The sequence below is a fragment of the Poritiphilus flavus genome (genome assembly GCF_009901585.1).
In the GTDB taxonomy this organism is placed as follows: Bacteria; Bacteroidota; Bacteroidia; order Flavobacteriales; family Flavobacteriaceae; genus Poritiphilus; species Poritiphilus flavus.
This window is the reverse complement of sequence record NZ_WXYO01000002.1, coordinates 326,574-350,478: the sequence shown is the minus strand read 5'-3', so window position 1 is coordinate 350,478 and position 23,905 is coordinate 326,574. Positions and strand designations below refer to the sequence as shown.

The 23,905-nt window shown below is 44.5% G+C and carries 24 protein-coding genes and 1 other RNA gene; 15 read left to right on the top strand and 10 right to left on the bottom strand.

From position 1 onward, the window contains the following. Window positions 1-21: 21 nt before the first annotated feature. Window positions 22-507, top strand: a complete 486-nt coding sequence (locus tag GTQ38_RS05070) for an asparaginase domain-containing protein (protein ID WP_161434395.1) — start codon at window positions 22-24, stop codon at window positions 505-507. 39 nt (window positions 508-546) lie between these two features. Here the strand turns inward: GTQ38_RS05070 and rny are convergent, their stop codons facing one another. From rny to GTQ38_RS05050, 4 genes are all read right to left on the bottom strand, one after another. Further along, entirely contained in the window at window positions 547-2,115 is a 1,569-nt protein-coding gene (gene rny, locus GTQ38_RS05065) for a ribonuclease Y (RefSeq protein ID WP_161434394.1), read from the bottom strand. Window positions 2,116-2,165: 50 nt separating this feature from the next. Continuing rightward, window positions 2,166-2,272, bottom strand: a non-coding RNA gene (gene ssrS / locus GTQ38_RS05060) — 6S RNA. A 55-nt stretch (window positions 2,273-2,327) separates the two neighbouring features. After that, entirely contained in the window at window positions 2,328-2,624 is a 297-nt protein-coding gene (locus GTQ38_RS05055) for a cell division protein ZapA (protein ID WP_161434393.1), read from the bottom strand. A gap of 9 nt (window positions 2,625-2,633) precedes the next feature. Then, complete coding sequence (locus tag GTQ38_RS05050) at window positions 2,634-2,924, bottom strand: hypothetical protein (RefSeq protein ID WP_161434392.1); 291 nt, start codon at window positions 2,922-2,924, stop codon at window positions 2,634-2,636. A gap of 190 nt (window positions 2,925-3,114) precedes the next feature. Between GTQ38_RS05050 and GTQ38_RS05045 the strand changes: the two genes are divergently transcribed. The 3 genes from GTQ38_RS05045 to GTQ38_RS05035 are packed head-to-tail and all read left to right on the top strand — an operon-like array spanning window position 3,115 to window position 7,944. After that, the gene (locus GTQ38_RS05045; protein ID WP_161434391.1) at window positions 3,115-4,806 is read left to right on the top strand and encodes a M23 family metallopeptidase; all 1,692 of its coding nucleotides are present in this window, start codon (window positions 3,115-3,117) and stop codon (window positions 4,804-4,806) included. A gap of 4 nt (window positions 4,807-4,810) precedes the next feature. Further along, window positions 4,811-7,279: a TonB-dependent receptor gene (locus GTQ38_RS05040; protein WP_161434390.1), complete on the top strand. Its 2,469-nt coding sequence runs from the start codon at window positions 4,811-4,813 to the stop codon at window positions 7,277-7,279. 11 nt (window positions 7,280-7,290) lie between these two features. Next, window positions 7,291-7,944, top strand: a complete 654-nt coding sequence (locus tag GTQ38_RS05035; protein ID WP_161434389.1) for a hypothetical protein — start codon at window positions 7,291-7,293, stop codon at window positions 7,942-7,944. 2 nt (window positions 7,945-7,946) lie between these two features. Here GTQ38_RS05035 and GTQ38_RS05030 read toward each other — a convergent pair whose 3' ends face one another. Next, on the bottom strand, window positions 7,947-9,095 hold the full coding sequence (locus GTQ38_RS05030; protein WP_161434388.1) for a cysteine desulfurase family protein: 1,149 nt from the start codon (window positions 9,093-9,095) through the stop codon (window positions 7,947-7,949). Between the two features lie 114 nt (window positions 9,096-9,209). Between GTQ38_RS05030 and GTQ38_RS05025 the strand changes: the two genes are divergently transcribed. After that, entirely contained in the window at window positions 9,210-9,722 is a 513-nt protein-coding gene (locus GTQ38_RS05025) for a hypothetical protein (RefSeq protein ID WP_161434387.1), read from the top strand. Here the strand turns inward: GTQ38_RS05025 and GTQ38_RS05020 are convergent. Together GTQ38_RS05020 and GTQ38_RS05015 are read right to left on the bottom strand one after the other, a co-directional pair. Next, window positions 9,719-10,264: a Smr/MutS family protein gene (locus tag GTQ38_RS05020; RefSeq protein ID WP_161434386.1), complete on the bottom strand. Its 546-nt coding sequence runs from the start codon at window positions 10,262-10,264 to the stop codon at window positions 9,719-9,721. The two genes, GTQ38_RS05025 and GTQ38_RS05020, sit on opposite strands and share 4 nt — an antisense overlap. After that, window positions 10,261-10,446, bottom strand: coding sequence for a hypothetical protein (locus GTQ38_RS05015; protein ID WP_161434385.1), 186 nt, complete (start codon window positions 10,444-10,446; stop codon window positions 10,261-10,263). Before GTQ38_RS05015 ends, GTQ38_RS05020 begins: the two co-directional genes overlap by 4 nt. 43 nt (window positions 10,447-10,489) lie before the next feature. Here GTQ38_RS05015 and GTQ38_RS05010 point away from each other — a divergent pair, with 43 nt between their 5' ends. The 3 genes from GTQ38_RS05010 to GTQ38_RS05000 are packed head-to-tail and all read left to right on the top strand — an operon-like array spanning window position 10,490 to window position 11,475. Then, on the top strand, window positions 10,490-10,795 hold the full coding sequence (locus GTQ38_RS05010) for a DUF2752 domain-containing protein (protein WP_161434384.1): 306 nt from the start codon (window positions 10,490-10,492) through the stop codon (window positions 10,793-10,795). 14 nt (window positions 10,796-10,809) lie between these two features. Continuing rightward, window positions 10,810-11,142, top strand: coding sequence for a CCC motif membrane protein (locus GTQ38_RS05005; RefSeq protein WP_161434383.1), 333 nt, complete (start codon window positions 10,810-10,812; stop codon window positions 11,140-11,142). A 21-nt stretch (window positions 11,143-11,163) separates the two neighbouring features. Then, window positions 11,164-11,475, top strand: a complete 312-nt coding sequence (locus GTQ38_RS05000; RefSeq protein ID WP_161434382.1) for a CCC motif membrane protein — start codon at window positions 11,164-11,166, stop codon at window positions 11,473-11,475. Between the two features lie 227 nt (window positions 11,476-11,702). On the opposite strand, the gene recQ is transcribed toward GTQ38_RS05000, so the two are convergent. Further along, window positions 11,703-13,889, bottom strand: a complete 2,187-nt coding sequence (gene recQ / locus GTQ38_RS04995) for a DNA helicase RecQ (RefSeq protein WP_238857831.1) — start codon at window positions 13,887-13,889, stop codon at window positions 11,703-11,705. 255 nt (window positions 13,890-14,144) lie between these two features. Here recQ and GTQ38_RS04990 point away from each other — a divergent pair, with 255 nt between their 5' ends. The 5 genes from GTQ38_RS04990 (at window position 14,145) to GTQ38_RS04970 (ending at window position 17,533) form a co-directional block, all read left to right on the top strand. Beyond that, entirely contained in the window at window positions 14,145-15,110 is a 966-nt protein-coding gene (locus GTQ38_RS04990; protein ID WP_161434381.1) for a KpsF/GutQ family sugar-phosphate isomerase, read from the top strand. Beyond that, window positions 15,110-15,958: a twin-arginine translocase subunit TatC gene (gene tatC, locus GTQ38_RS04985; RefSeq protein WP_161434380.1), complete on the top strand. Its 849-nt coding sequence runs from the start codon at window positions 15,110-15,112 to the stop codon at window positions 15,956-15,958. Before GTQ38_RS04990 ends, tatC begins: the two co-directional genes overlap by 1 nt. Beyond that, window positions 15,942-16,292, top strand: a complete 351-nt coding sequence (locus tag GTQ38_RS04980) for a carboxymuconolactone decarboxylase family protein (RefSeq protein ID WP_161434379.1) — start codon at window positions 15,942-15,944, stop codon at window positions 16,290-16,292. The genes tatC and GTQ38_RS04980 overlap by 17 nt, the downstream gene beginning before the upstream one ends. 59 nt (window positions 16,293-16,351) lie before the next feature. After that, the gene (gene lptB, locus GTQ38_RS04975) at window positions 16,352-17,092 is read left to right on the top strand and encodes an LPS export ABC transporter ATP-binding protein (protein ID WP_161434378.1); all 741 of its coding nucleotides are present in this window, start codon (window positions 16,352-16,354) and stop codon (window positions 17,090-17,092) included. A 201-nt stretch (window positions 17,093-17,293) separates the two neighbouring features. After that, window positions 17,294-17,533, top strand: coding sequence for a hypothetical protein (locus GTQ38_RS04970; protein ID WP_161434377.1), 240 nt, complete (start codon window positions 17,294-17,296; stop codon window positions 17,531-17,533). A 31-nt stretch (window positions 17,534-17,564) separates the two neighbouring features. Here GTQ38_RS04970 and GTQ38_RS04965 read toward each other — a convergent pair whose 3' ends face one another. Next, the gene (locus tag GTQ38_RS04965) at window positions 17,565-19,985 is read right to left on the bottom strand and encodes a hypothetical protein (protein WP_161434376.1); all 2,421 of its coding nucleotides are present in this window, start codon (window positions 19,983-19,985) and stop codon (window positions 17,565-17,567) included. Then, entirely contained in the window at window positions 19,982-20,731 is a 750-nt protein-coding gene (locus GTQ38_RS04960; protein ID WP_161434375.1) for a CDP-alcohol phosphatidyltransferase family protein, read from the bottom strand. The genes GTQ38_RS04965 and GTQ38_RS04960 overlap by 4 nt, the downstream gene beginning before the upstream one ends. Window positions 20,732-20,841: 110 nt before the next feature. Here GTQ38_RS04960 and GTQ38_RS04955 point away from each other — a divergent pair, with 110 nt between their 5' ends. After that, window positions 20,842-22,017 carry a lipoprotein N-acyltransferase Lnb domain-containing protein gene (locus tag GTQ38_RS04955; RefSeq protein ID WP_161434374.1) on the top strand — a complete coding sequence of 392 codons (1,176 nt, stop codon included), beginning with the start codon at window positions 20,842-20,844 and terminating at the stop codon, window positions 22,015-22,017. A 4-nt stretch (window positions 22,018-22,021) separates the two neighbouring features. Next, window positions 22,022-23,902 (top strand): ABC-F family ATP-binding cassette domain-containing protein, encoded by a 1,881-nt coding sequence (locus GTQ38_RS04950; protein WP_161434373.1) that lies wholly within the window; start codon window positions 22,022-22,024, stop codon window positions 23,900-23,902. The last annotated feature ends 3 nt before the right edge of the window (window positions 23,903-23,905 follow it).

The following is a 23,905-nucleotide window of genomic DNA, read 5'->3' as shown; positions in this document are numbered from 1 at the left end:
ACAGACCTATAAAACACCACGATGAAAATCCTATTTATTCAAACCGGGGGAACCATAGATAAGGATTATCCTAAGACTAAGGGCGGATGGGCCTTTGAGTTTGGAGAACCGGCTACCGAACGGATCCTTTCGAAACTAGATCCATCTTTTGAATACGAGATACACACAGCCAGTCAGAAAGACAGTCTTGAGATCACGGAAGCAGACCGGCAAAGCCTGGCAGATCTCATAAATAAGGAAGTGGCAGACGCCTATGTGGTTACGCACGGGACGGATACCATGATGGACACCGCAGCATTCTTAAGTTCCAGGGTAGACAGGAAGGTCGTTATATTGACTGGCGCTATGCGGCCAGAAAGATTTTCCAATTCTGATGCCCCGATAAATCTGGGAGTGGCTATTGGTGCCGCAAACCTGCTGGATCCTGGCATATACATTGCAATGCACGGCATACTCAAATCCGCTTCGGAGATCCAAAGGAATGCCGACAATGGTAAATTCTATTAGATCAGTAGTTCTTCCAGGCTTTAGAGACCTTTATTTGGTTTACTTCGCAACGTTTACCGATCTGGTCTCCCGGATCACGGTAACTTTCACCTGCCCGGGGTAAGTCATATCAGTCTGGATCTTTTGTGAGATCTCAAAGGATAACTGAGCTGCCTTATCGTCGCTGACCTTCTCGCTTTCAACAATTACCCGCAACTCCCTTCCGGCCTGAATGGCGTAAGCTTTTTGTACACCACCGAAACCAAAGGCGATCTCTTCCAGGTCCTTCAACCTTTGGATGTAGGAATCCAATACCTGTCTTCTGGCTCCCGGCCTGGCTCCGCTTATGGCGTCGCACACCTGCACCACCGGTGCAATAAGGTGTTTCATTTCAATTTCGTCATGGTGGGCGCCTATGGCGTTGCAAACCTCTGGCTTTTCACCAAATTTTTCTGCCCACTGCATTCCCAATATGGCGTGAGGAGTTTCAATCTCGACTTCCGTATTGGGTACCTTCCCTATATCGTGCAACAGACCAGCCCTTTTGGCAAGCTTTGGGTTCAGGCCTAATTCTGCGGCCATCACACCGCAGAGCTTGGCAACCTCCCTGGAATGTTGCAGCAGGTTCTGGCCGTATGAGGAACGATACTTCATACGCCCTACCGCCCGGATAAGTTCCGGGTGCAATCCGTGAATACCCAGATCGATGACGGTCCGTTTACCTACCTCCACGATCTCCTGTTCGATCTGCCTTTCGGTCTTTTTTACGATTTCTTCTATTCTTGCCGGGTGTATCCTGCCGTCTGTGACCAATTTGTGAAGCGATAATCTGGCTACCTCCCTCCGAACAGAATCAAAACAAGAGAGGATTATGGCTTCAGGGGTATCGTCCACGATGATCTCAACGCCGGTTGCGGACTCCAGAGCGCGAATATTGCGGCCTTCCCGCCCAATGATCCTTCCTTTTACATCGTCCGACTCCAGGTTGAACACCGATACGCAGTTTTCTACAGCTTCCTCAGTGCCAATACGTTGAATGGTATTGATAACTATTTTTTTGGCTTCCTGCTGAGCGGTAAGTTTCGCTTCTTCCAGAGTGGCCTGCATATAGGTCATGGCATCCGTCTTTGCCGTTTCCTTAAGCGATTCCAGCAACTGGCTTTTGGCTTCTTCCGCGGACAGGCCGGAGATCACTTCCAGCTGTTGTATCTGGCTTTTGTGCAGCTTTTCCAGTTCAGATTGTTTCTTCTCGTAAAACTCCCGACGGTGATTTACTTCTTTGATGCGCTGTTCAAGCTGATCGTTTAGTTTCTTATTCCTGGAAAGCTCGCCACTCACCTGGGATTCTTTATCCCTTGTGCGCTTCTCAGCCTCCGCTATTTTTTTGTCTTTATTGATGATTACTTTTTCGTGCTCAGCCTTGAGTTCTAAAAACTTCTCTTTAGCCTGGAAGATCTTGTCTTTCTTAACTTGTTCCCCCTCTATTTTAGCATCTTTGATGATGGCCGCGGCTTCCTTTTTTGCATTTCCAATGGTTTTGGAAGCCTTGCCTTTTTCCAGGAATTTCGCAATAATGAACCCGATTACAAGTCCTGCGATTGCCCCTATTCCTATTGCTGTTATATCCATATATCCAGATTATTTAATATAAAAAGCCCACATTGATGGAAGTTCTGTACAAACTCCAATAAACAGGTTTAGGGCTAACAGCTTGATCAAGGATCCTTTCGAGAAGGCCTGCTTTTACAAACTAAACTCACCCTTTTCAAACAAATTAGTGTTGAGTTTGTCAAAAATTAGATACCAATGTGGGCAGTAATTTAAATGCTATTTAAAAGAACTTATTTTATGCTAAGCTTGGAATTCACAAGATCGCCTAAAGCCTTTAACCGCTCTGCAACCTCTTTTGTGTCTTCCGATTTATCTATACCTCTTTGCTCTATTTTAGATGCAAATTGAAGAGCGCACATGGCCAAAACGTCCTGTTTGTCCCTAACGGCATAGTTCTGCTCAAATTTTTTCGCCAGCTGTTCGATATTCTTCGCGGCCTTGCGCAATCCTTCCTCCTGACTCGGGTCGATCGTAAGAGGGTATACCCTGTCCGCAATAGAAAGCTTTATCTTCAGCTTTTCCGTCATAACTGTATACTATTCAGCAAGTTGAGCCATACAATAGTCCAACTCCCTGATCAATGCGTTTATTTTGAGCTTTGCTTCTGTCTTATCCTTATCACTGCCCAGCATCGTATTTGCGAGCTTGAGAGATTTATATTTTTCTTCCCATTCTGAAACAGCCTCCGCCGCGCTTTGGTGGTTATTTTTAAGAGTAACCAACTCCTCTTCCAATTTGGTGTTAGCCTGGTTGAGCAATTCCAACTTATGCAACAACTTGCTAATCTTATTTTCCAAAGAATCAACGATTTCGGCCAATTCGCTCATGTGCAAATGTCAATGCGTTATACACAAAGTTAACATTCCCTTTAAGACCTCGCAAAAGTTTTACGAATTATTCTTGAAGTAATACTTTAATTGGTTTAGAATCGTTGACTTACAAAAATGGCCTGGAATTTGATTCCTGAATCTTTACGTTTTCAAACCTATTGGTTAATTTCGCATTAACGCCGCACCTATGAGAAGAACATTTTTCTGTTTCTTGTTCTTAATGGCAATCGCCCTGAATAGCCAGGAAAAATATCCCCGGGACGCATTCAGATCACCTCTGGATATTCCTTTGGTATTAGCCGGCACTTTCGGAGAACTCCGTTCCAATCACTTTCACGCCGGAATAGATATCAAAACACAGCAAAGACAGGGACTTCCCATCTACGCCATAGCAGAAGGAACGGTTACCCGTATAAAGATCTCTCATTGGGGGTATGGCAAGGCTCTGTATATTGCACATCCCAACGGCTACACTTCGGTTTATGCCCATTTGCAAAAATTCTCACCGGAAATAGAAGCCTATGTCAAAAAGATTCAATACCAGAAAAAGTCCTATGAGGTAGAGATGTTTCCGGATTTTGGGGAACTCAAAGTAAGTAAAGATCAGGTAATCGCCTTTACCGGGAATACCGGTGGCTCCTCAGGTCCTCATCTCCATTTCGAAATACGCAGTTCCGTATCTGAAAAACCCACCAATCCCCTTCTCTATGGCTTGGAGGTAAGGGATGCCACTAACCCAATCCTTACCAAGGTATTCGCTTATCCCCTTTCGCGAAATGCGCAGGTGAATCAGAGCAGTCAAAAGGTGCAGGTAAATTTCAGGAAGCAATCCAACGGTACTTTCCTCGCTGATAAAGTGTATGCCGCAGGCACTATCGGATTTGCGATCGGGACTTATGACCGGCAGGATCTCGCGGCGAACAGGAACGGAGTTTACGGGGTGCAGCAAATTGTCAATGGCAAAGTATACACGGATTACGATTTTGAAAGCTTTTCTTTTTCGGAATCAAGATATATCAACACTTTGATCGATTATGAGCATTTTGGAAAGTCTAAACAGCGACTTCAGCGTTGCTTTAAAGCTCCGGGAAACCGGTTGAGCATTTACAACGAGCTCTATAACGATGGTAAGATCGCGATTCAAGAGGGGATGACGTATCAGGTAGAGATCCGCATCCGGGATCTGGACGATAATATGATCAAACTCATGATCCCGGTAGAAGGAAAACGCGGCGCCCTTAAGGTACCTAAAGAAAACCCGGAGTCCGCGGATTTTATCGTGGCCAAAAAGCCCAATAACTTCGATCTTGGTGTTGCTAAGGTGTACTTCCCCGCAAATACCTTTTACGATGACTTTTATATTGATCTGAAAAAGGGATCCGACACCATCACCATCCACAATAACAGTGTACCCGCACACCGGAACTTTACGATCACCTTTGACACGTCCAAATACAGTGAAGAAGAGCGGAAAGAACTATTTATCGCCCGCTTAGACAGAAAACTGAAGCCGAATTATGCCACAACTTTCAAACGGGGAGAGGTCTTTACTACCAGAACCAGAAACCTGGGAACCTACACACTTGCAAAGGATACCATTCCGCCAAAAGTCTACGCCAAGAACTTCAAGGAAAAACAATGGTTGAATAATTACCGTTACCTGAGCCTGCATATTTCAGATGATCTGAGTGGCATAGACTCTTACGCTGCTACGGTAAACGGGGAGTGGATACTGATGGAATACGAGCCCAAAACAAGAACAATCACCTATAATTTTGACGACATCATTCTGGACAAAAAACAATGTACCTTAAAAGTTGTCGTTAAAGATAATGTAGGGAATTCCACTACCTTTACCAGCAGTTTCTACAGAAAATAGGCTTTTGAAGTGTTTTAACCCTTTATTAATTCTGCTATTAATTTGGCCTGTTTTACTGGTCCAGGCACAAACCGCATCGATTACCGGGATCGTACTGGATGAAGATAACAATCCACTCCCTAATGTGAACATCACTTCAGAGAATTCGGGTACCTTTTCCGATGCCGATGGCTTCTATCTTCTCGAGGTCCGGGCGGATTCCGAGATTACCGTCACTTTTACGCATTTGGGACATAAGGATGTGGTTTTAGAAAAACTCATTCTGACCACTAACGAAACCTACGCCTTTAATCCGGTTATGAAAACGGATGCTATTCAGGTGGACGGCGTGGTGGTTACCCCTACTGGGGAAAGGTCTGTAGAAGGCATTGTTACCTTGACGCCAGAAATCGTGCAAAAGATACCAGGGGCAAATGCCGGGGTTGAGAATGTATTAAAACTGCTTCCCGGGGTGTTCTCCAATAATGAACTGAGTACCCAATATGCGGTAAGGGGCGGAAATTACGATGAAAACCTGGTCTACATTAACGATATTGAAGTATATAGACCCTTCCTGGTGCGTTCCGGTCAGCAGGAAGGCCTGAGTTTTGTCAACAGCAGTATGGTCCAGGGGCTTAAGTTTTCTTCCGGAGGTTTCCAGTCGCAGTATGGGGATAAGCTATCCTCCGTCCTCGATATCACCTACAAAACCCCCACCCGATTCGAGTTGCAGGCTGAAGGTAGCCTTCTGGGGGCCGGTGCCACCCTGGAGACCATTTCCAAAAGCAAGAATTTCAGTAGTTTGAGTGGGGTAAGATACCGGGACAACAGCCTTTTTGTAAACAGTCAACAAACCACTACGAACTTCAACCCTGCTTTTGCCGATCTTCAAAGTTATCTGACCTATCGATTTTCCAGCAAGGTGCATCTGAACTTTTTAGGTAACTTTTCCATCAACAACTACAGGAACAGGCCGCTTACCAGGCAAACGAACTTCGGGACCATAACAGACCCGCAGGCCCTGCTTGTATTTTACGAGGGTCAGGAGAAAAACACCTATACCACCACTATGGGTGCCCTAAAGGCGGATTATTTTGTCAATGACGAACTGAATCTTAAGCTGATCTCTTCCCTTTATCACACCAGGGAAGAAGAATATTCTGATATCATAGCCCAGTATGAGCTGGCTGAAATCGAGACCAATCTGGGAAGTGAGAACCTCGGGGAAGTCACTTCCTCCCGTGGGGTTGGATCGCAATTCAACCGGGCCCGGAATGATCTCGACGCGCTTATTCTGAATATCGCCCACAAGGGACAACAAGCCAGGAATGGCAGTGTTTGGAAATGGGGAGTAAAATACACATACGAGGATATACGAGATCAAATCAGAGAATCTGAATTTATCGATTCCGCCGGATTTTCTATCAGACCTCCCCGTTCTGAATTTGTCAACAATCAGCCTGAGGAAGCCTTCGATGCTCCAATAGTTCCTTTTGAAGGACTTAGCGCCCGGAATTTTGTCCGGACCAACAGATACTCCGCCTACCTGCAGTTTAGCAAGCAGCTGGAATGGCAACGCGCTGATCTGTATTACAACCTGGGGATCAGGGCACAGCATTGGACGGTAAATGGAGAAGGTATTACCAGAACCTCTCATAGCATTTTCAGCCCCAGGGGGCAATTTGCCATTAAACCCGATTGGAAAAAAGACATGCTGTTCCGATTTGCCGCCGGCTGGTACCAACAACCGCCTTTCTACCGGGAGTTGAGGGATGCTACTGGTACGGTCCAGCCCGGGGTAAAGGCCCAGAGATCCATACATTTTGTACTGGGCAATGAATATAGTTTTGAGCTTTGGAACAGGCCTTTTAAACTTGTGAGCGAGGGGTACTATAAGAAGCTTTCAAATGTGAATGCCTACACCCTGGAGGACGTGCGGATCAGATACCGGGCAGACAACAACGCCAAGGCATTCGCATATGGCTTTGATCTAAGGCTTAACGGGGCCTTTGTGCCAGGTACGGAGTCCTGGATCAGCCTGGGATTCCTAAGAACCGAAGAGAATATTGAGGATAGAGGGTATATCTCCCGGCCAACAGATCAGCGCCTTAAACTGGGGATCCTCTTTCAGGATTACATCCCAACCATCCCAAATCTGAGGATGTACCTGAACCTTCAATACAGCACAGGAGTCCCTGGTGGCTCGCCCAGCTATGCCGACCCCTATATTTTTCAGAATAGATTAAGAGATTACAGGAGGGCAGATTTAGGAATTTCCCATATTTTTGTAGGTGCAAACAAGAAATATCCCAAAGGACATTGGTTACATGGTTTTAAAGAACTCAATGCAGGATTTGAGATCTTTAATATGTTCAACAACCAAAACTCCATAACCAATACCTGGGTGCGGGACGTAGACAGTAAGCAACAATTTGCCATTCCTAACTTTATGACCAGCAGAGTATTGAACTTAAAAATACAGGTGAGATTATAGTTGCCCAAGAAATGAAAAAAGTATTGCCATTTATCTTTTTGTTCGCATTCGCGTTCTCGAACGCGCAAAAGAACATCTATGAGAGTGCCAGGTTCGATCAATTGAGCCAGGATCATGCCATACTCGCGATCATTCCATTTTTCACCAACCTGGAACTGGAAGAAAAGGTCTCCAACGATGAGCGGAAAAGACTTGAGGAAAAAGAAGGACATGCGGTTCAGGACGCTTTGGAAACCTATTTTGGTCGGGGGAAGAAAAGGAAAAAGTTCTCCGTGGAATTTCAGAACATTAAGAACACCAATGCCATCCTGGCCCAAAATGAGATCACGTATACCAATATTGATACCTATACCATCAAGGAATTAAGCAAGATCCTTGGCGTAGATGGGATCATCAGTGGGAACCTCGATGTAAATATTCTTCTTTCTCGTGGTATCCCCGCGGAATTTAGCTTTTTGGACTACATTTTAGGAGATGCGAATTACGGCAGGATCGGTATTAAGATCAGTGACGGGAAAACTGGAAAGCTCCTCTGGAAATACGAGAAGGAGATCAATAAGAAATCCGGTAAGAACACGGATGATATGATCGATAAAATGATGAAAAAAGCGACCCGAAGGTTCCCGTACGATAAAGAACGTCAGAAAAACTCCAAGCGCTCTTAGTCTTAGTTCCTGGAGAAATCGCTTAAGACACCCACCACATAATCAATCTCCTCCCTGGTATTGAACTTCGAGAAGGAAAAGCGCAGTGAAGGCTTCTTCATATCTTCTTCAGAAAGGATCTCTTTTAGGACATGTGAGCTCCCATTACTTCCGGATTGGCAGGCACTTCCTTTAGAGCAGGCAATTCCCTTTAAGTCCAGATGAAACAACAACATGAGGGCCTTATCTTCCGGGAAAGGCAGGCACACATTCACCAATGTATAGGTACTCTGGTCCATATCTCCTGAAAGCCCGTTGAATTTGGCTTCTGGCAAAGAAGCCTCCAGTTTTTCGATAAAATACTTTTTCAAGCCGCTGACATAAGCTCTTTCCTCCTCCAAATTGTCATAGGCTTTTAGAAAGGCTTCTTCAAGGCCCACTATATTGTGAAAGGGTTCAGTCCCTGCCCGATATCCCCGCTCCTGTGAACCGCCAAAAATCAGAGGTTTGAGGCCCGAATTCTTTCGGATGTAGGCAAAACCAATCCCCTTGGGGCCGTGGAATTTATGGGCGGCAGCTGTCATAAAATCAATCGGGGTCTGGGCGACGTCCCAGGGATAATGCCCAATGGATTGGACCGTATCTGAATGAAAATAGGCATCCTTGGCCTTACACAGATGCGAAATAGCCTCAATATCAATAGCATTGCCTATCTCGTTATTGATGTGCATTAAACTCACCAGCTTTTTAGTCTGATCCGAATCCAATAACTGCTCCAGGTGATCCATCTGCGGATTGCCCATGGGATCCAGATCGACAAAGTGCAGGCTTATGCCGTATTCCTTTACCATCTCTTCGGCCGTATGTAAAACCGCGTGATGTTCTATTTTAGATGTGATTATGGTGCGTATGCCCAAATCCCTTACGGCTGATCTAATGATCATATTATCTGCTTCGGTACCTCCGGAGGTAAAAATGATCTCGGAGGGATGGGCGTTCAGGTATTTGGCGATGTTCTTCCTTGCTTGTTCAATAGCCGTTTTTGCAGTCCTTCCAAATCCGTGAGTAGACGAAGGGTTACCAAAACAGCCCGCCAGGGCTTCCTGCATTCTAACAATGACTTCCTCCCTTACAGGGGTGGTAGCGGCATTATCCAGATACACTTTTTGCATAGGTACTCTATCGTTTTAGTCATCGGCCAAAAATAAATCAATTTAAGTTAATTTCTTCCAAAATTCCCCATAATCCTTTAGGAAATTCCCTGGAGTTTCCGTTAACTTTGAGGCATGAGAAGAATACTCGGACTAGTTGGGTTTCTTACCCTTTTTGCCTGTAATGACGGAGACCTTCAAATAGAAACCATAGATTTTGACAGTGCAAGTGTGCAATTCTGCGAGTCCGCCGCTGATATCAACACCTCCATTTTATTTAAGATCAATACTTCGGAAGCGCTCATACTGGAACTACAAAACGGGATCCTTCAGAATGAGGCTTCAGAAGGGGCTATTTCCAGCAGCGTACCGAGTCAGTCTCAACTGAGTTACCGCATTTTTTCGGACAATGTGACCACCGGTTATTTTTGTGACGATATCCCTCCGACCACCCCAACAGTTATAGAGGAGATCGCCGCCCAGGGAGGGGAGGTATTTGTTACAACCGTCCAGAGCGCTACGGACACCACGATCTACGAACACACCATTGAACTCAGCGGTATTTCTCTGGTAAACGACAATGGGGAAAGGATAACCGATTTGAGCATTAACAACTTCGGCACTATTACCACCCAGTTGAGCAATTAAGGATTCTGATAAATATACACCTCGGTAGCGCCCAGACCGTATTTTTTGTAGTCTGCATCGTAATAGGTAAGGTTGTCATATCGGCCAAAAAGGTAATTTAGCTCCTCTTTAAGCACTCCCTCTCCTACTCCATGAACAAAAACCACTTTTTGAATGCGATTCCGGATGGCGAATTCCAGCCTGTTTTTGGCAGTATCCAACTGTAGGTTAAGCATGTCAAAATTACTCATTCCTTTGGTTGAATTGGTTAATTGATGTATGTGCAGATCCACCTCCATTTTAGGGGCATTGCGCTCTTTTCGCTTGACTTTCGGGCTGGATTTTTTAGGTTGCTGTTTCTCCTTTTTGGCCAGGGCGGCTTCATAATTGGTCACTTCAAGAGGCGGAGCATCACTTGTTTTCATCAGGGCATTGGGAGGGAACTGCATTTGAAAACCTTCGTCTGTCTCAATAAGTACGATCTCCGGACTTATGTCCACTACCCGGCCGCTGACCATATCATCAATGGTTTCTACCCTATCTCCAACGGCAAACTGCTTCATTCTTCCGTATTTTTATTGTCGCCGGATTTACCCCAGGACTGAGAGGATTTATAGATCCCGAACATCAACAGAACAATCCCAAGGCTTAGCGCGTATTCCTTTCGCATCAAACGATTTCCCGTTGCCATGATAAGTGCACCACCGATTATCAACAGAAAATAAATGGTTTGTTTTGTTTTCATTAGTCAAAAATAATAGTATTTTTCGGTAAGTTAATCCAGCCAAATGAAAACCATATCAGCACTTTTCATCTTAATTAGGGAAGAGTATATGCTACCCTGCTTTAGCAAGCAAATTTTGGGTGTGGATTGTCCGGGTTGCGGCATGCAAAGGGCAGTGGTATTTTTGATGAAGGGTGAGTTTGTGGAAGCTTTTAAGATGTACCCCGCAATCTATCCAATTGTGTTGCTTCTGGGTTTTTTGGCTACGGATCACTTTCTAAAGATCAGGTACGCGAACAAGATCAGCGTATTCCTCATGATAACCTCAGTCTTTATGATACTGGCCAACTTTATCTTAAAATTAATCTAACTAAACACTAAATTATGGAACAACAGAAATTACCAAACGTGACCATCGCGATAGTTCTGGCGATAATTTCATTTATATGCTGTTGCTTTGGAGGTATTCCGGGCGCTATTATGGCTGGGATCGCCTTCTTTCTGGTAAGGAAAGATGAAAACAGGTATAAAGAAAATCCAGAATTGTATTCTAATTTCAGCCAGTTGAAAACCGCAAAGGTCATAGCAATAATCGGTTTGGTAATTGGGATACTTTGGTTCCTCTGGACCGTTTTCCAAATTCAGCAAATGGGCGGCTGGGATGCTTATATGGAGCAATCCCGTGAACTCATGGAGCAATGGGGAATTGAAGAATAATCTCTAGATATACTTTAAATTATGAACCAAGAACCTTTACCAGGTGCAAGTAATGCCCTGACCATGGGAATTATTGCCCTTGTTGGCTCACTGATCTGTTGTGGACCTTTCGCCGCTATTTTCAGCATCATAAGTCTGAACAGTGCAAAAAAGGCGGAAAGGCTATACCAGGAGAATCCCGGGCAATACACCGGTTACGAGAATGTAAAAACAGGAAGAATACTGGCGTATATCGGCCTCGCATTTGCCCTTATCGGCCTTGTGATCTGTATATTGTATTTCGGAATGATCGTAGCCCTGATCACTACCGGGGAGTTTAATGGAAGTTATTAAGCTTTATTAATAAAAGAGGCTGTTTGAAAAGATCACATTGTCAGTTCGAGCGCCCGCCTGAATGACTTAGTCGGGCAGGCAGTCGAGAACTATTTATAGTTTCGAATATCAAAGACATCTCGATTGCCGGTCCGAATGTGACAGCCGGGCGGACGCTCGATGTGACCAATGCTCATACAAGCTATTCAAACAGCCTCTTATTGAATACCGGGAAATAGTTTTGAGGGTTAGTTTGCCACTTCACTCATGAATTTCAGCCGATAAAGCCGGAGTTCTTCGTCTTCGTATTCCCCGTCGAATTCTTTTAGCGCCTGCTCAATATTGTCTGTTTCGGCTTCAAGGAAATAATCGTGGATCTCTTCCTGTTGGTCTTCATCCAGGATCTCGTCAATCCAATACCCCAGATTTAACCTGGTACCGCTAAAGACAATCTGCTCCATGGCCTTAACCAATTCAGGAAGCTCCAGGCCCTTTGCAGAAGCTATATCGTCCAGAGGTAATTTGCGGTCAATATTCTGGATGATGTAGAGTTTTAGCCCGGAATTTGCTCCTGTACTTTTAACCACAAGATCATCCGGCCGGACAATGTCATTTTCATCCACATAAGTTCCAATAAGTTCTATGAAAGGTTTGCCATATTTTTTGGCCTTACCCTCCCCTACGCCGTGAATATTCACAAGTTCCTCCATATTCACCGGGTACTTTAAAGCCATATCACTCAAGGAAGGATCCTGGAAAACCACAAAAGGAGGAACGTCCAGTTTCTGCGCTTCCTTTTTCCTGAGATCTTTCAACAGCTTCAGCAATTTGGCATCAGAGGCGCTTTCATTGGTCCTATGAGCGCTTATGACCGTATCTTCCTTCTTTTCTTCGTAGGAGTGATCTTTGGTCATCATAAATGAGGTCGGTTTCTCCAGGAATTTCTTACCCGCTTCAGTCACATGAAGAATTCCGTACTGCTCTATTTCCTTTTTGAGCAGGCCTGCAACAAGTACTTGTCTTATCAAAGCCATCCAATAGCCCTTGTCCTTGTCTTCACCTATACCAAAAAACGACTTTTCATCGGTTTTATGGGATGCGATCAGAGCGTTCTTGGAACCTGTAAGCGTTTTGACTATCTCTTTGGCCTTAAACTTTTCATTGGTTCCTTGTACTACCTTAATGAGTTTTATTACGCTATCCCTTGCCTCCTCTTTTTCTTTGGGGTTCCGGGCATTGTCGTCCATATCCGCCCCTTCTCCATTCACCTCATCAAACTCTTCTCCGAAATAATGCAGTATGAACTTTCTTCTGGACATGGAAGTTTCCGCATAGGCTACGATCTCCTGTAGCAGGGCGTTCCCGATTTCCTGTTCCGCCACGGGTTTGCCGGACATGAACTTTTCCAGTTTTTCTATATCCTTATAGGAATAGAAGGCCAGACAATGTCCTTCTCCTCCATCGCGACCCGCACGACCGGTTTCCTGGTAATAACTTTCAATACTTTTGGGAATATCGTGATGGATTACATAGCGGACATCGGGTTTGTCTATGCCCATTCCGAAGGCTATGGTGGCCACTACCACATCTACTTCTTCCATCAGGAACATATCCTGGTATTTGGAGCGTGTTTTGGCGTCAAAACCGGCGTGGTAGGGTACCGCGCTAATGCCGTTTACCTGAAGTACCTGCGCGAGTTCCTCAACCCTTTTTCGGCTCAGACAATAGATGATCCCGGATTTTCCCGCATTCTTTTTAACAAACCGGATGATATCCGCGTCTACATTCTTCGTTTTTGGGCGGACTTCATAAAATAAATTGGGTCTGTTGAAAGATGCTTTAAAGATCTCGGCGTCCGTGATCGCGAGGTTCTTTATGATATCTTCCTGCACCTTAGGCGTAGCCGTTGCCGTAAGGCCAATGATAGGGATGTTCTCCCCCAGACGATTGATAATAGCCCTGAGGTTCCGGTATTCCGGACGGAAATCATGCCCCCATTCCGATATACAATGTGCTTCGTCTACTGCGACAAATGACAGGGTAACCGATTGCAGGAATTCCACATATTCTTCCTTGGTCAGGGATTCCGGAGCGACGTAGAGCAATTTGGTGACGCCGGAACTAATGTCCTGTTTAACCTGCTTTACTTCTGTTTTGGTAAGTGAGGAATTTAACACATGGGCGATCCCATTATTTGCAGATACTCCTCTTATCGCATCCACCTGATTTTTCATCAGGGCGATTAGCGGAGATACCACAATAGCGGTACCCTCTTTGATCAGGGCAGGTAATTGATAGCAAAGTGATTTACCACCACCGGTTGGCATGATCACAAAAGTATTTTTACCTGCAATTACGTTTTTAATAACGCCTTCCTGTAAGCCCTTAAATTGAGAGAAACCAAAATATTGCTTAAGCGCAACCTGCAAATCCATCTCATTCAAAACTATTCCGTTTTAACATTTAACCCAGCCCCTGGGATCTTAAACCGAACTTGATCTATTAAAGCTATTAAAATTTGGTGATTTTTTTCGGGTCGATAGAACAAAGTATATTGTCGATATTTAAGAATCCCCTATTGAATAAGTTTGTGTAATTTTGTTTTCTTAAATATAATACATTCTTTTAGAAATTGAACGCATAAAACGTACATTTTCTGGCAGTAAGAACCTGATAATCCTTGTCGTAAATTGAGTGAAAGCAAAGCCATATTGGCGCTGGCAAAGAAAACAATAATATCTGAAGGCGATGCAATCCACAACCTGGCCACACTCCTGGATGAGCAATTTGCAGAGGCCGTTGAATGCATCCGGAATTCCGGGGGAAGGGTAGTTATTTCAGGGATCGGGAAAAGCGCTATAATCGCCTCCAAAATTGTAGCTACTCTAAATTCCACAGGAACACCAGCCATATTTATGCACGCGGCCGATGCAATTCACGGGGATTTGGGTACCATTCAAAAAGACGACGTGGTGATATGCATCTCTAAGAGTGGCAATACCCCCGAAATTAAAATGCTCGTTCCTTTGATCAAACAGGGAGATAATACCCTTATCGGTATGACCGGTGCCCGCGATTCCTATCTTGGCGAACAGGCGGATTTTATCTTGAATACCTTTGTGTCCAAAGAAGCATGCCCTAATAACCTGGCCCCTACGACCAGCACAACGGCACAGCTTGTTGTGGGTGATGCCCTGGCCATTTGCCTGCTGGAACTACGCGGTTTTAGCAGCAGGGATTTTGCCAAATACCATCCGGGGGGTACGCTGGGTAAAAAACTGTACCTGCGTGTGTCGGATATCGTTGCTACAAACCAGAAACCCGAAGTTTCCATAGATACCGATGTAAAACAGGTGATTGTCGAGATCTCCGAGAAAATGTTGGGTGTTACTGCTGTGATGGAAGGCGGAAATTTAAAAGGGATAGTAACAGACGGGGACATACGCCGCATGCTTAACAAATACGACAATATCAATGGCCTCACAGCCAGAGATATCATGACCTCGAATCCCAAAACCATAGGGACAGATGTATTGGCCATAAAAGCGCTGGAAGACATGCAGGACAATGGTATTTCGCAACTGCTTGCCGTGGACGACGGAAAATATAAAGGAGTGGTTCATTTGCATAACCTAATCAACGAGGGTATTCTGTAATGGCAAAGACGACAAAAGCGGCTAAAGATCCGAATGAAATGTCCTTTTTGGACCACCTGGAAGAATTGCGATGGCATCTGATACGTTCTACCTTCGCTGTAGTCATTTTGGGATGTGTCGCCTTCCTGATGAAGGACTTCATATTTGATACCATCATCTTTGGGCCAAAAAAAATGGATTTCCCAACCTACAGGCTGTTTTGTAAGATCGCCAATTCCATCGGTCTGGATTCCGCCTTCTGTGCGGATTCCCTGCCATTTACCATACAGAACCGCACCATGGCCGGGCAGTTTTCTGCTCATATCTGGACTTCCATTTGGGCGGGATTCATTGTAGGTTTCCCCTATGTGTTGTACGAATTATGGAAGTTTATCAGCCCGGGCTTATACGAAAAGGAACGCAAGAACTCCCGCGGTTTTATCCTCATCGCCTCCTTTTTATTCTTTATGGGCGTGCTCTTCGGATACTACGTGGTTGCTCCTTTGTCCATCAACTTCCTCGGTACGTACCAGGTGAGCAAGGAAGTTTTGAATGAAATAGATATCAGTTCCTTTATTGCTACAGTAAGAGCTTCGGTGATTGCCTGCGGGATATTGTTTGAACTGCCCATATTGATCTTCTTCCTGACCAAGGTAGGTTTGGTGACCCCGGAGATACTAAAAAAGTATCGAAAGATTGCACTGGTGATCGTTCTAATTTTGTCTGCAGTGATCACCCCGCCAGATGTAGCCAGCCAGATCATTGTGGCTGTACCCGTATTGGTATTATATCAAATCAGTATTTATATCTCCAAAATCGTCCTGAAAAGACAGGCGAAAAAAGAAAAGAAATATGTCCGACCCAGTTGAGGAATTCAATACCTATCGGTCCAGGATGAACGAAAGACTGCTCGCAAACGACAATAAGTTGATCAAACGCATTTTCAACCTGGACACCAATGCTTATAAAGAGGGAGCACTGGATGTAAAGACCAAAGAACTTTTGGGTCTGGTAGCTTCGGCAGTTTTGCGCTGTGATGATTGTGTAAAATACCACCTGGAAGGTTCTTATAAGAACGGAGCCAGCAAAGAAGAGGTTCTGGAAACCCTTGGAATTGCCACGCTGGTAGGCGGAACCATTGTTGTACCACACCTGAGAAGGGCCTACGAATACTGGGAATACCTGGAAGGATCAGAAGGTTAAAAAAATAAAAATTCTTTTCGCCACAACTATTATTAGTTTAGTTTTGACGGCAATTTAGGATGAAACTGCGCGCAGAAAATATCATGAAGGCCTACCGCGGAAGGAAGGTTGTTAAAGGGATCTCCTTAGAGGTAAACCAGGGAGAGATCGTAGGGCTGCTAGGTCCTAATGGCGCCGGTAAGACCACCTCTTTTTACATGATCGTAGGGCTTATAAAACCCAATGGAGGAAAGATCTTCCTGGACGATATGGAGATCACCAAATTCCCCATGTACAAGAGGGCACAGAACGGTATTGGCTATCTGGCGCAAGAAGCTTCCGTTTTTAGAAAGTTAAGCATAGAAAAAAATATCCTAAGTGTACTCCAACTGACCAAACTCAGTAAGAAGGAGCAGCATATGAAAATGGAGTCGCTTATAGAAGAGTTCGGCCTGGGGCATATAAGGAAGAACCGCGGGGACCTGCTTTCGGGTGGAGAACGAAGGCGTACAGAGATCGCCCGGGCCCTGGCTACTGATCCGAAATTTATTTTGCTCGATGAACCCTTTGCCGGAGTAGACCCGGTAGCCGTTGAAGATATTCAGCGTATCGTTGCCCAACTTAAAAATAAGAACATCGGCATTCTGATCACAGATCACAACGTTCAGGAAACCCTTGCAATAACAGAACGTTCCTATCTGATGTTTGAAGGAGGTATACTAAAATCAGGGATCCCGGAAGTGCTTGCCGAAGACGAAATGGTTAGAAAGGTATATCTGGGTCAGAATTTTGAACTCCGTAAAAAGAAACTGGATTTCTAGCAACAAATAGCCCTTGGTATGCTCTGGAAACTCCTAAGGACCGCAGTTTGTACAATTTCTCCTACCGTTTATACATCCACAAATTATTTACTGAATAGCTTGTCCTAATTTGCATCCGGTTTCGAGCTACAGGCAATCAGCGACCTTAGCTATTTGCTTCCCTCCTGTACTTTTTAAGGAATTTCATTAATACCATACACCATGAAATCGCTGAAATTTGCTGCATTTTTCTTTATGGCCTCTTTTATAACCTCAGCAGCGGTTGCCCTTATTCCTGTGAACGACTACACGGATCAAAATCAGACAAACCATTTGTCTACCGTAAAGGACGGTGTTTTGTATCAGTATAGTGTAAGGGCACAATTAGACAGCCTTACGGTATTGGAAATGGATGCAGATGCCGCCACCGCCTATGTGGAGTCCTTAAGTTGGATACCTTAGCCCTATACCAGAGATTAAGTAAATATGGTTTTTAGCGCCGCTCAAGCCCTTTAAAAGAGGTATCCGGATCTTGAGTAGCAGACCATAGCGTACCTTTATCTCCCATGCCCTCAATAAACAAACTGATGTTCTTTATTCCCCGATTTGGGATGCTGAAAGTCACCTCTCCTTTCTCGTTTGTCTCCAGGTCCGGTAACCAATGGATCACTCCAAAATACTCAAAAGCATCGTCATAATAGCTGGAATACTTTGGATTGTAGTATGCTTTATCCGGTTCAAATCCTTTGTCCACAACAAATTCAAAGGCGTTATTAGGAACGGCTTTGCCACGTCCCAGACTGAGTTCTTCACCTCTTCTCGTATAGAGATAGATCACCTCTCCCCTTGCGGCTCTAACCCCTTCCCTTGACGCCAATCGGTCAAAATAGTAGCTTTCTAGCTGGGTTGTTGGCATATTCTTGATCCAGTTATTGTCGAATATCTGAACTCCATCAAGATAGATAATAGGAGACCTGCCGTCGCGATAAGAAGTAATAGATACACCCTCTGGCCATGGGACTACTCTGTATCTGGTGCGGATAATATCCAGGACCATAGGAAATGAAATAGCCTTGTTCTGGTCTATAGACACCACCCTACTCCTGAGGAAAGCAGGAATATTTACATTGGTCTTAGGATCGTTGACCAAACGCTCTTCTTCCACGGTCACCTCATCCAAAACAATCACTTTTTCCTCCGAGATAAGTTCATCGCTTTTGACGTCAGTTGCTATTTTTACCTCTTCTAATGCCCTGCTGGGATAGGACGGGAAAACTGTGAGTTTATCCTCAACACTCCTATCTAATATTGAGGCATATACCCCGGGTTTTTGCAACTTGCCTTTCTTACCAACTGCTGAGAGGTATATACTTTCACCACGTTCCGCAAAAATGTTGGAGATCACCAGTTCGTCCTTTTCTTCGGGAACATCAAAGGTCTGCTCTTCGTGATTGCGAGTACGATGCACCAGAATGCGGCTTGCAGCATCTTTCGACTGCTCGGGTATGGCCAACCTCATATGTACTCCCTTTTCGAAAATTTCTGTCTGCTTTGGTGGATTCCAAAGCATATCATTCCAGGAGTAGCGGCTCCAGCCCTGAGTTAGCAACAAAGCATCCAGTTCATGTAGTTTTTTTGAAGTTATCTCGCTAAAATAGTACGATGGATCTTCAATAACTCCCTTTATATAAGGTTGCAGGTAAAATGTACTTAGAATATTGGCCTGATGATCATAGGAGAAGGTAGATCTTGGCAAAACCGAAATACTCAGATTTGCCTTTTCTTCAACATTCACCGGAATTTTAAGTCGGAATTTCAATGAATCCGGTTCCGTGCTGAGCAGCTCAATTTTCATTTTGCCTGCCGTAGTCTCAGCCTGATTGTAAAAAAGGCGTTCTGCTACAGGCTCAGACCTTCCGTTGAATACTGTTATGGTATTAATGCCCTTTGGCAGCAAATCTCTGTCCAGTGAAAATACCCGAGACACTTTATCCTTAAAATCAAATTCCATTCGCTGGACTATCCCGTCTGAATGTATAAGAGCGAAAAAAGTTTGTCCGGACAGCAAGGATCTGGTAGCCTCGTTGGTCGCCACTGAGAATACCACTTTAGACTGTCCCGGGCCATTGGTGAGTCTCAAAACCAGGCCCTGGTCCTTGATCTCAGGCAATGAGAATTCTTTTTCCTGTCCATCCGCAAATTTAACCCTTGCCTTGTAGGATATTTTTTTATTCGGGACAAATATGAATTTACCGATACCTAAATGCGAGCTTGTAAACTGGATCACCTGCTCTCCCATGTCATCCTCAATTATCCCCTTAACTATGGGAATTCCCAAACCTCTGGAATCTATTGCCTTAACGCCCACTACCGTGGATACGCCATCTACCAGATGCCCTCCTTCGGGCAAGAAATGGACCTCGGACTCCTCTCTTAAAGCGGTCTTCACGGGTATCTCATATGAGCTGTCCAGGACCTGAATAGGCTGAACATAGGAATCGTCCTCTGAGAAATTTTTCATCCAGGAAGTGGTTGCCTTTATGTAGTAAGTGCCCCCGGTATAAGTTGAATCGATTGCGATGGAGCCCTTTAGGTAGCCGTCATCGGCCCTGAAGAGCTTTTTGGTGAGTTGCTTGCCAATACTGTCGTACAAACCAACATGTACATTAGCAGTTTCAACAAATGGAAGGTCTGTTTGCCTGTTGTAAACATAACCCTTGAACCATAGATCCTCACCGACCACATACTTGCTCTTGTTCAAGTGCAGGAAGATAGATTCCCTGGGTAGTTTAAAATATTCACTTACCGCCTGTCCAACTCCTTCTTCTTCCCCACTTTGTTGGGCATTTACGAAATTGACAGTTATAGTTATTAGTAGGATGAGCACATAGGACCGGAGGCAATTTTTTTTCATGGTTTAACGGATAAGATGTTGGAAAACAAAGAACTCAGCAGGTAAAACAAAACAATGAATGGAATCGCGAGAAACTTCAATGTAAGTATCAGTGCCAGGCTGACTATTACAAAGATATAACGCAGGGCATTATCTTTAAAACTCCAATTCCCAAATTTAAGCGCGAATAAGCGTATTTTGGAATTGAGTAAATAAGTACTCAACAAGGTCACAAATATGAGGAACCACGGGTTGAGTATAATGCTGTTCAGGTAATCATTTCCGTGAAACAACAGGACTAAGGGTAACGATAATATGAGTAAGGCATTGGCAGGGGTTGGAAGTCCGATAAACGAACTAAGCTGATCTTCATCGATATTGAATCGAGCCAAACGGAAGGCGGACGAAAGTGTAATGAGGAATCCGGCAAATGGCAAAAATGCAGGCCCTACACCGGACCAGCCTTCATCCAGGATGGGAGAAGTCGCATTCCACCCACCTGTTTGAGACATTGCCAGCAATTGGAACATCACAATTCCCGGTACCAGGCCACTGGTGATCAAGTCTGCCAGGGAGTCTAACTGCACTCCCAGATCTGACTGTACCCCCAGGGCGCGGGCGGCCAGGCCATCGAAAAAATCAAAAAAGATCCCGATAAATACAAACAAGGCGGCATAATCAAGTTCATTGCGGACGGCAAAGATCACTGCGATGCATCCGCTAAAGGCATTCAACAAAGTAAAAAAGTTGGGAATGTGTTGCCTCATTATAGCTGCTTTTAGTAAAAATAATATAATTTTCGTTCAGGTTCTGGGGAACCACATTTTATTCTGATATTTGCAAGCAGAGTTATCATTAATCCCATGCACTGGTTAAAATGCTGAGGAAAATTGCCTTTTTCCTGATCCTATTGTGGGCTTCTGTCCACACTTACGCACAATCCTTCCAATTATCCCCTAACGCCCAGATCAGTGTGTTAACCTGTGGAACCGGAGAGGAGTTATACGCCGCTTTTGGACATACTGCTATTAGAGTTCAGGATCCTGCCCGCGAACTGGACTGGGTCTACAACTACGGTACTTTCAATTTTAATACGCCCAATTTTTACATGAAGTTCGCCAGGGGCAAACTGCTGTATTCCCTAAGCAAGACAGATTTTACAAATTTTCTTTACACCTACCAGTTAGAGAACCGCTGGGTAAAAGAGCAAATTCTTCAACTGAAGGCGGCAGAAAAGATGGAGCTATTCAATTTCCTTGAAGAGAATGCCAAACCTGAAAACAAATACTATAAATACGATTTCCTTTTCGACAACTGCGCCACTAAGATCCCTGCCGTATTGAAAATGGCCCTGGGGGACAAGCTGGTGTACGACAGTAAATACCTCGAGGATTCGGCTACATTCAGGCAATTGATCCAGCAGCATTTAAAGGCCAATTCCTGGTCGAGTTTGGGGATCGATCTCGCCCTGGGAGCTGTAATAGACCGGAAAGCTACCACTCTGGAGCATACATTCCTACCTGAATTCGTTTACAGACAACTGCAGAATACCACCCTTACGGGCGCCCGACTGGTAGAACGCGAGCGGGTGATCCTGGATATTGAAAATACCAATGGTGGATATTATTTTACCACAAGTCCACTATTTTGGTTGCTGATATTCATGCTATTCACGGCAACTATTACGCATATAGATCTTAAAAATCACGCCAGAAGCCGCTGGCTGGACTTTTTCATCTTTTTCGTTACCGGTATAGCAGGTTTGCTAATGCTTTTTCTGTGGTTTCTTACAGATCACTCCTCAACGGCATACAATTTCAACGTATTTTGGGCTTTTCCCTTGAATTGTGTCGCCTGTTTTTATTTATTCCGAAACGGAAAACCGAGCATATGGCTGAAAAAGTATCTGTCCGTACTGCTGATATTCCTGGGCTTAACTGTGGTTTTCTGGATTTCGGGGGTACAGCGATTTGCTCCCCTGGTTAGCCTGATATTGCTTACTCTTGCCATTCGGTATCTGTTTTTGTATCATCATTTTAACAAGTCCGCATAATTCCATGAACCTTCTTACTGTTGAGCATATCAGCAAATCCTATGGGGAACTCCGGCTTTTTTCGGATATCTCTTTTGGGATCAACAAAGACCAGAAGATCGGGCTTGTGGCCAAAAACGGTTCAGGAAAAACCTCCATCCTGAATATTATCTCAGGAAAGGACCTCCCGGACAGCGGAGAGGTGAACTCCCGCAAAGGGATACGTATTTCATTTTTGGAACAGGAACCAGTTCTGGATCCAGGACTCAGCGTAGAGGAGATCATCTTTACCTCGGACAATGAAGTACTAAAAGTAATTGACCAATACGAGGAAGCATTGGCAAATCCGGAAGACGAACAGGCATATCAGAAGGCATTCGAAGCCATGGACAGATTTAATGCCTGGGATTTTGAGACACAGTACAAACAAATACTCTTTAAACTAAAGCTGTCAGACCTTAAGGCAAAGGTAAAGGTGTTATCTGGCGGCCAGAAAAAAAGACTGGCTTTGGCCAATGCCTTGATAAACAGGCCGGATCTCCTTGTATTGGACGAACCGACCAACCATCTTGACCTGGAAATGATAGAATGGCTGGAAGCTTACTTTAAAAAGGAAAAGATCACCCTCTTTATGGTAACCCATGACCGCTATTTCCTGGAAAGGGTATGCACGGATATACTGGAACTGGATGCCGGCAAACTTTATGCCTATCGCGGGAATTACTCCTATTACCTCGAGAAAAGGGATGCCCGCCTGGACCGGGAAGCCGTGGAACTTCACAAATCCAAAATACTCTACAAGAAAGAACTGGACTGGATGCGCAGGCAACCTAAAGCGAGAACTACAAAATCGAAATCCCGTATAGCTGATTTTAAAACCATAAAGGAACAGGCTCATAAACGCAGGGAGGCTCACGAAGTGCAATTGGAGATCAATATGGAGCGACTGGGAAGTAAGATCCTGGAACTGCACAATGTTTCCAAGGCGTTTTCAGATCTTATAATACTGGATAAACTGGATTATAATTTCACAAAGGGTGAACGACTCGGGATCATTGGCAAGAATGGTACTGGAAAATCTACTTTTCTAAACATTCTTACCGGCATAGAAAAACCAGATAGCGGAAAAGTAGTGGTGGGCGATACCATCAAATTCGGCTATTATACCCAAAAAGGTATTCCGGTAAAAAACGCTCAGAAAGTGATTGACGTGGTCCGGGAATTCGGGGACTACATTCCGCTGAAAAAGGGAAAGCAGATCTCGGCCCAGCAGTTACTGGAACGTTTCTTATTTGACCGAAAGAAACAGTACGATTTCGTGGAAAAACTCAGTGGTGGTGAGAGGAAGCGATTATATCTGTGTACCGTACTGATCCAGAACCCAAATTTCCTGATCCTTGATGAACCCACTAACGATCTGGATATCGTTACCCTTAACGTGCTTGAAAACTTCCTTTTGGATTTCCCCGGTTGCTTACTGGTGGTCTCACATGATCGTTATTTTATGGACAAAGTTGTGGATCATCTTTTTGTGTTCCGCGGTAATGGACAGATTGAAGATTTTCCCGGAAACTATTCAGATTTTCGGGCTTATGAAGACAGTTCTGCCCGGGAAAGCAAAGATGCGCTTAAGGAGGTCCCCGCCGATAAAAACCAGAAAAAAAGCTGGAAAGACCGGGATGAACAACGGAAACTGTCCTATCTGGAACAAAAGGAATACGGCAAATTAGAACGGGAGATCTCCGAACTTGAAAACAAGAAAAAAGAGCTGGAGGGCAGGTTTTCAGGTTCTAGTTTGAGCGGTGCTGAAATAGATGAATTGTCCATAGAACTCAAACAACTCATAGACCTTATTGAGACCAAGACAGCCCGTTGGTTTGAACTCTCGGCGATCTTAGAGGGCTAAAGT

Excerpts from the sequence above, each read along its gene's own strand:
- GTQ38_RS05070 (WP_161434395.1), top strand. The coding sequence starts at position 22 with ATGAAAATCCTATTTATTCAAACCGGGGGAACCATAGATAAGGATTAT.
- GTQ38_RS05035 (WP_161434389.1), top strand. The coding sequence starts at position 7,291 with ATGAAAAAAGTATTGCCATTTATCTTTTTGTTCGCATTCGCGTTCTCG.
- GTQ38_RS04950 (WP_161434373.1), top strand. The coding sequence starts at position 22,022 with ATGAACCTTCTTACTGTTGAGCATATCAGCAAATCCTATGGGGAACTC.
- GTQ38_RS05015 (WP_161434385.1), bottom strand. The coding sequence starts at position 10,446 with ATGAAAACAAAACAAACCATTTATTTTCTGTTGATAATCGGTGGTGCA.
- GTQ38_RS04980 (WP_161434379.1), top strand. The coding sequence starts at position 15,942 with ATGTCCGACCCAGTTGAGGAATTCAATACCTATCGGTCCAGGATGAAC.
- lptB (WP_161434378.1), top strand. The coding sequence starts at position 16,352 with ATGAAACTGCGCGCAGAAAATATCATGAAGGCCTACCGCGGAAGGAAG.
- GTQ38_RS05020 (WP_161434386.1), bottom strand. The coding sequence starts at position 10,264 with ATGAAGCAGTTTGCCGTTGGAGATAGGGTAGAAACCATTGATGATATG.
- GTQ38_RS05030 (WP_161434388.1), bottom strand. The coding sequence starts at position 9,095 with ATGCAAAAAGTGTATCTGGATAATGCCGCTACCACCCCTGTAAGGGAG.
- GTQ38_RS05010 (WP_161434384.1), top strand. The coding sequence starts at position 10,490 with ATGAAAACCATATCAGCACTTTTCATCTTAATTAGGGAAGAGTATATG.
- GTQ38_RS04965 (WP_161434376.1), bottom strand. The coding sequence starts at position 19,985 with ATGAAAAAAAATTGCCTCCGGTCCTATGTGCTCATCCTACTAATAACT.
- GTQ38_RS05005 (WP_161434383.1), top strand. The coding sequence starts at position 10,810 with ATGGAACAACAGAAATTACCAAACGTGACCATCGCGATAGTTCTGGCG.
- GTQ38_RS05055 (WP_161434393.1), bottom strand. The coding sequence starts at position 2,624 with ATGACGGAAAAGCTGAAGATAAAGCTTTCTATTGCGGACAGGGTATAC.
- GTQ38_RS05000 (WP_161434382.1), top strand. The coding sequence starts at position 11,164 with ATGAACCAAGAACCTTTACCAGGTGCAAGTAATGCCCTGACCATGGGA.
- GTQ38_RS04960 (WP_161434375.1), bottom strand. The coding sequence starts at position 20,731 with ATGAGGCAACACATTCCCAACTTTTTTACTTTGTTGAATGCCTTTAGC.
- GTQ38_RS05045 (WP_161434391.1), top strand. The coding sequence starts at position 3,115 with ATGAGAAGAACATTTTTCTGTTTCTTGTTCTTAATGGCAATCGCCCTG.
- GTQ38_RS05025 (WP_161434387.1), top strand. The coding sequence starts at position 9,210 with ATGAGAAGAATACTCGGACTAGTTGGGTTTCTTACCCTTTTTGCCTGT.
- GTQ38_RS04970 (WP_161434377.1), top strand. The coding sequence starts at position 17,294 with ATGAAATCGCTGAAATTTGCTGCATTTTTCTTTATGGCCTCTTTTATA.
- recQ (WP_238857831.1), bottom strand. The coding sequence starts at position 13,889 with ATGGATTTGCAGGTTGCGCTTAAGCAATATTTTGGTTTCTCTCAATTT.
- tatC (WP_161434380.1), top strand. The coding sequence starts at position 15,110 with ATGGCAAAGACGACAAAAGCGGCTAAAGATCCGAATGAAATGTCCTTT.
- rny (WP_161434394.1), bottom strand. The coding sequence starts at position 2,115 with ATGGATATAACAGCAATAGGAATAGGGGCAATCGCAGGACTTGTAATC.
- GTQ38_RS05050 (WP_161434392.1), bottom strand. The coding sequence starts at position 2,924 with ATGAGCGAATTGGCCGAAATCGTTGATTCTTTGGAAAATAAGATTAGC.
- GTQ38_RS04955 (WP_161434374.1), top strand. The coding sequence starts at position 20,842 with ATGCTGAGGAAAATTGCCTTTTTCCTGATCCTATTGTGGGCTTCTGTC.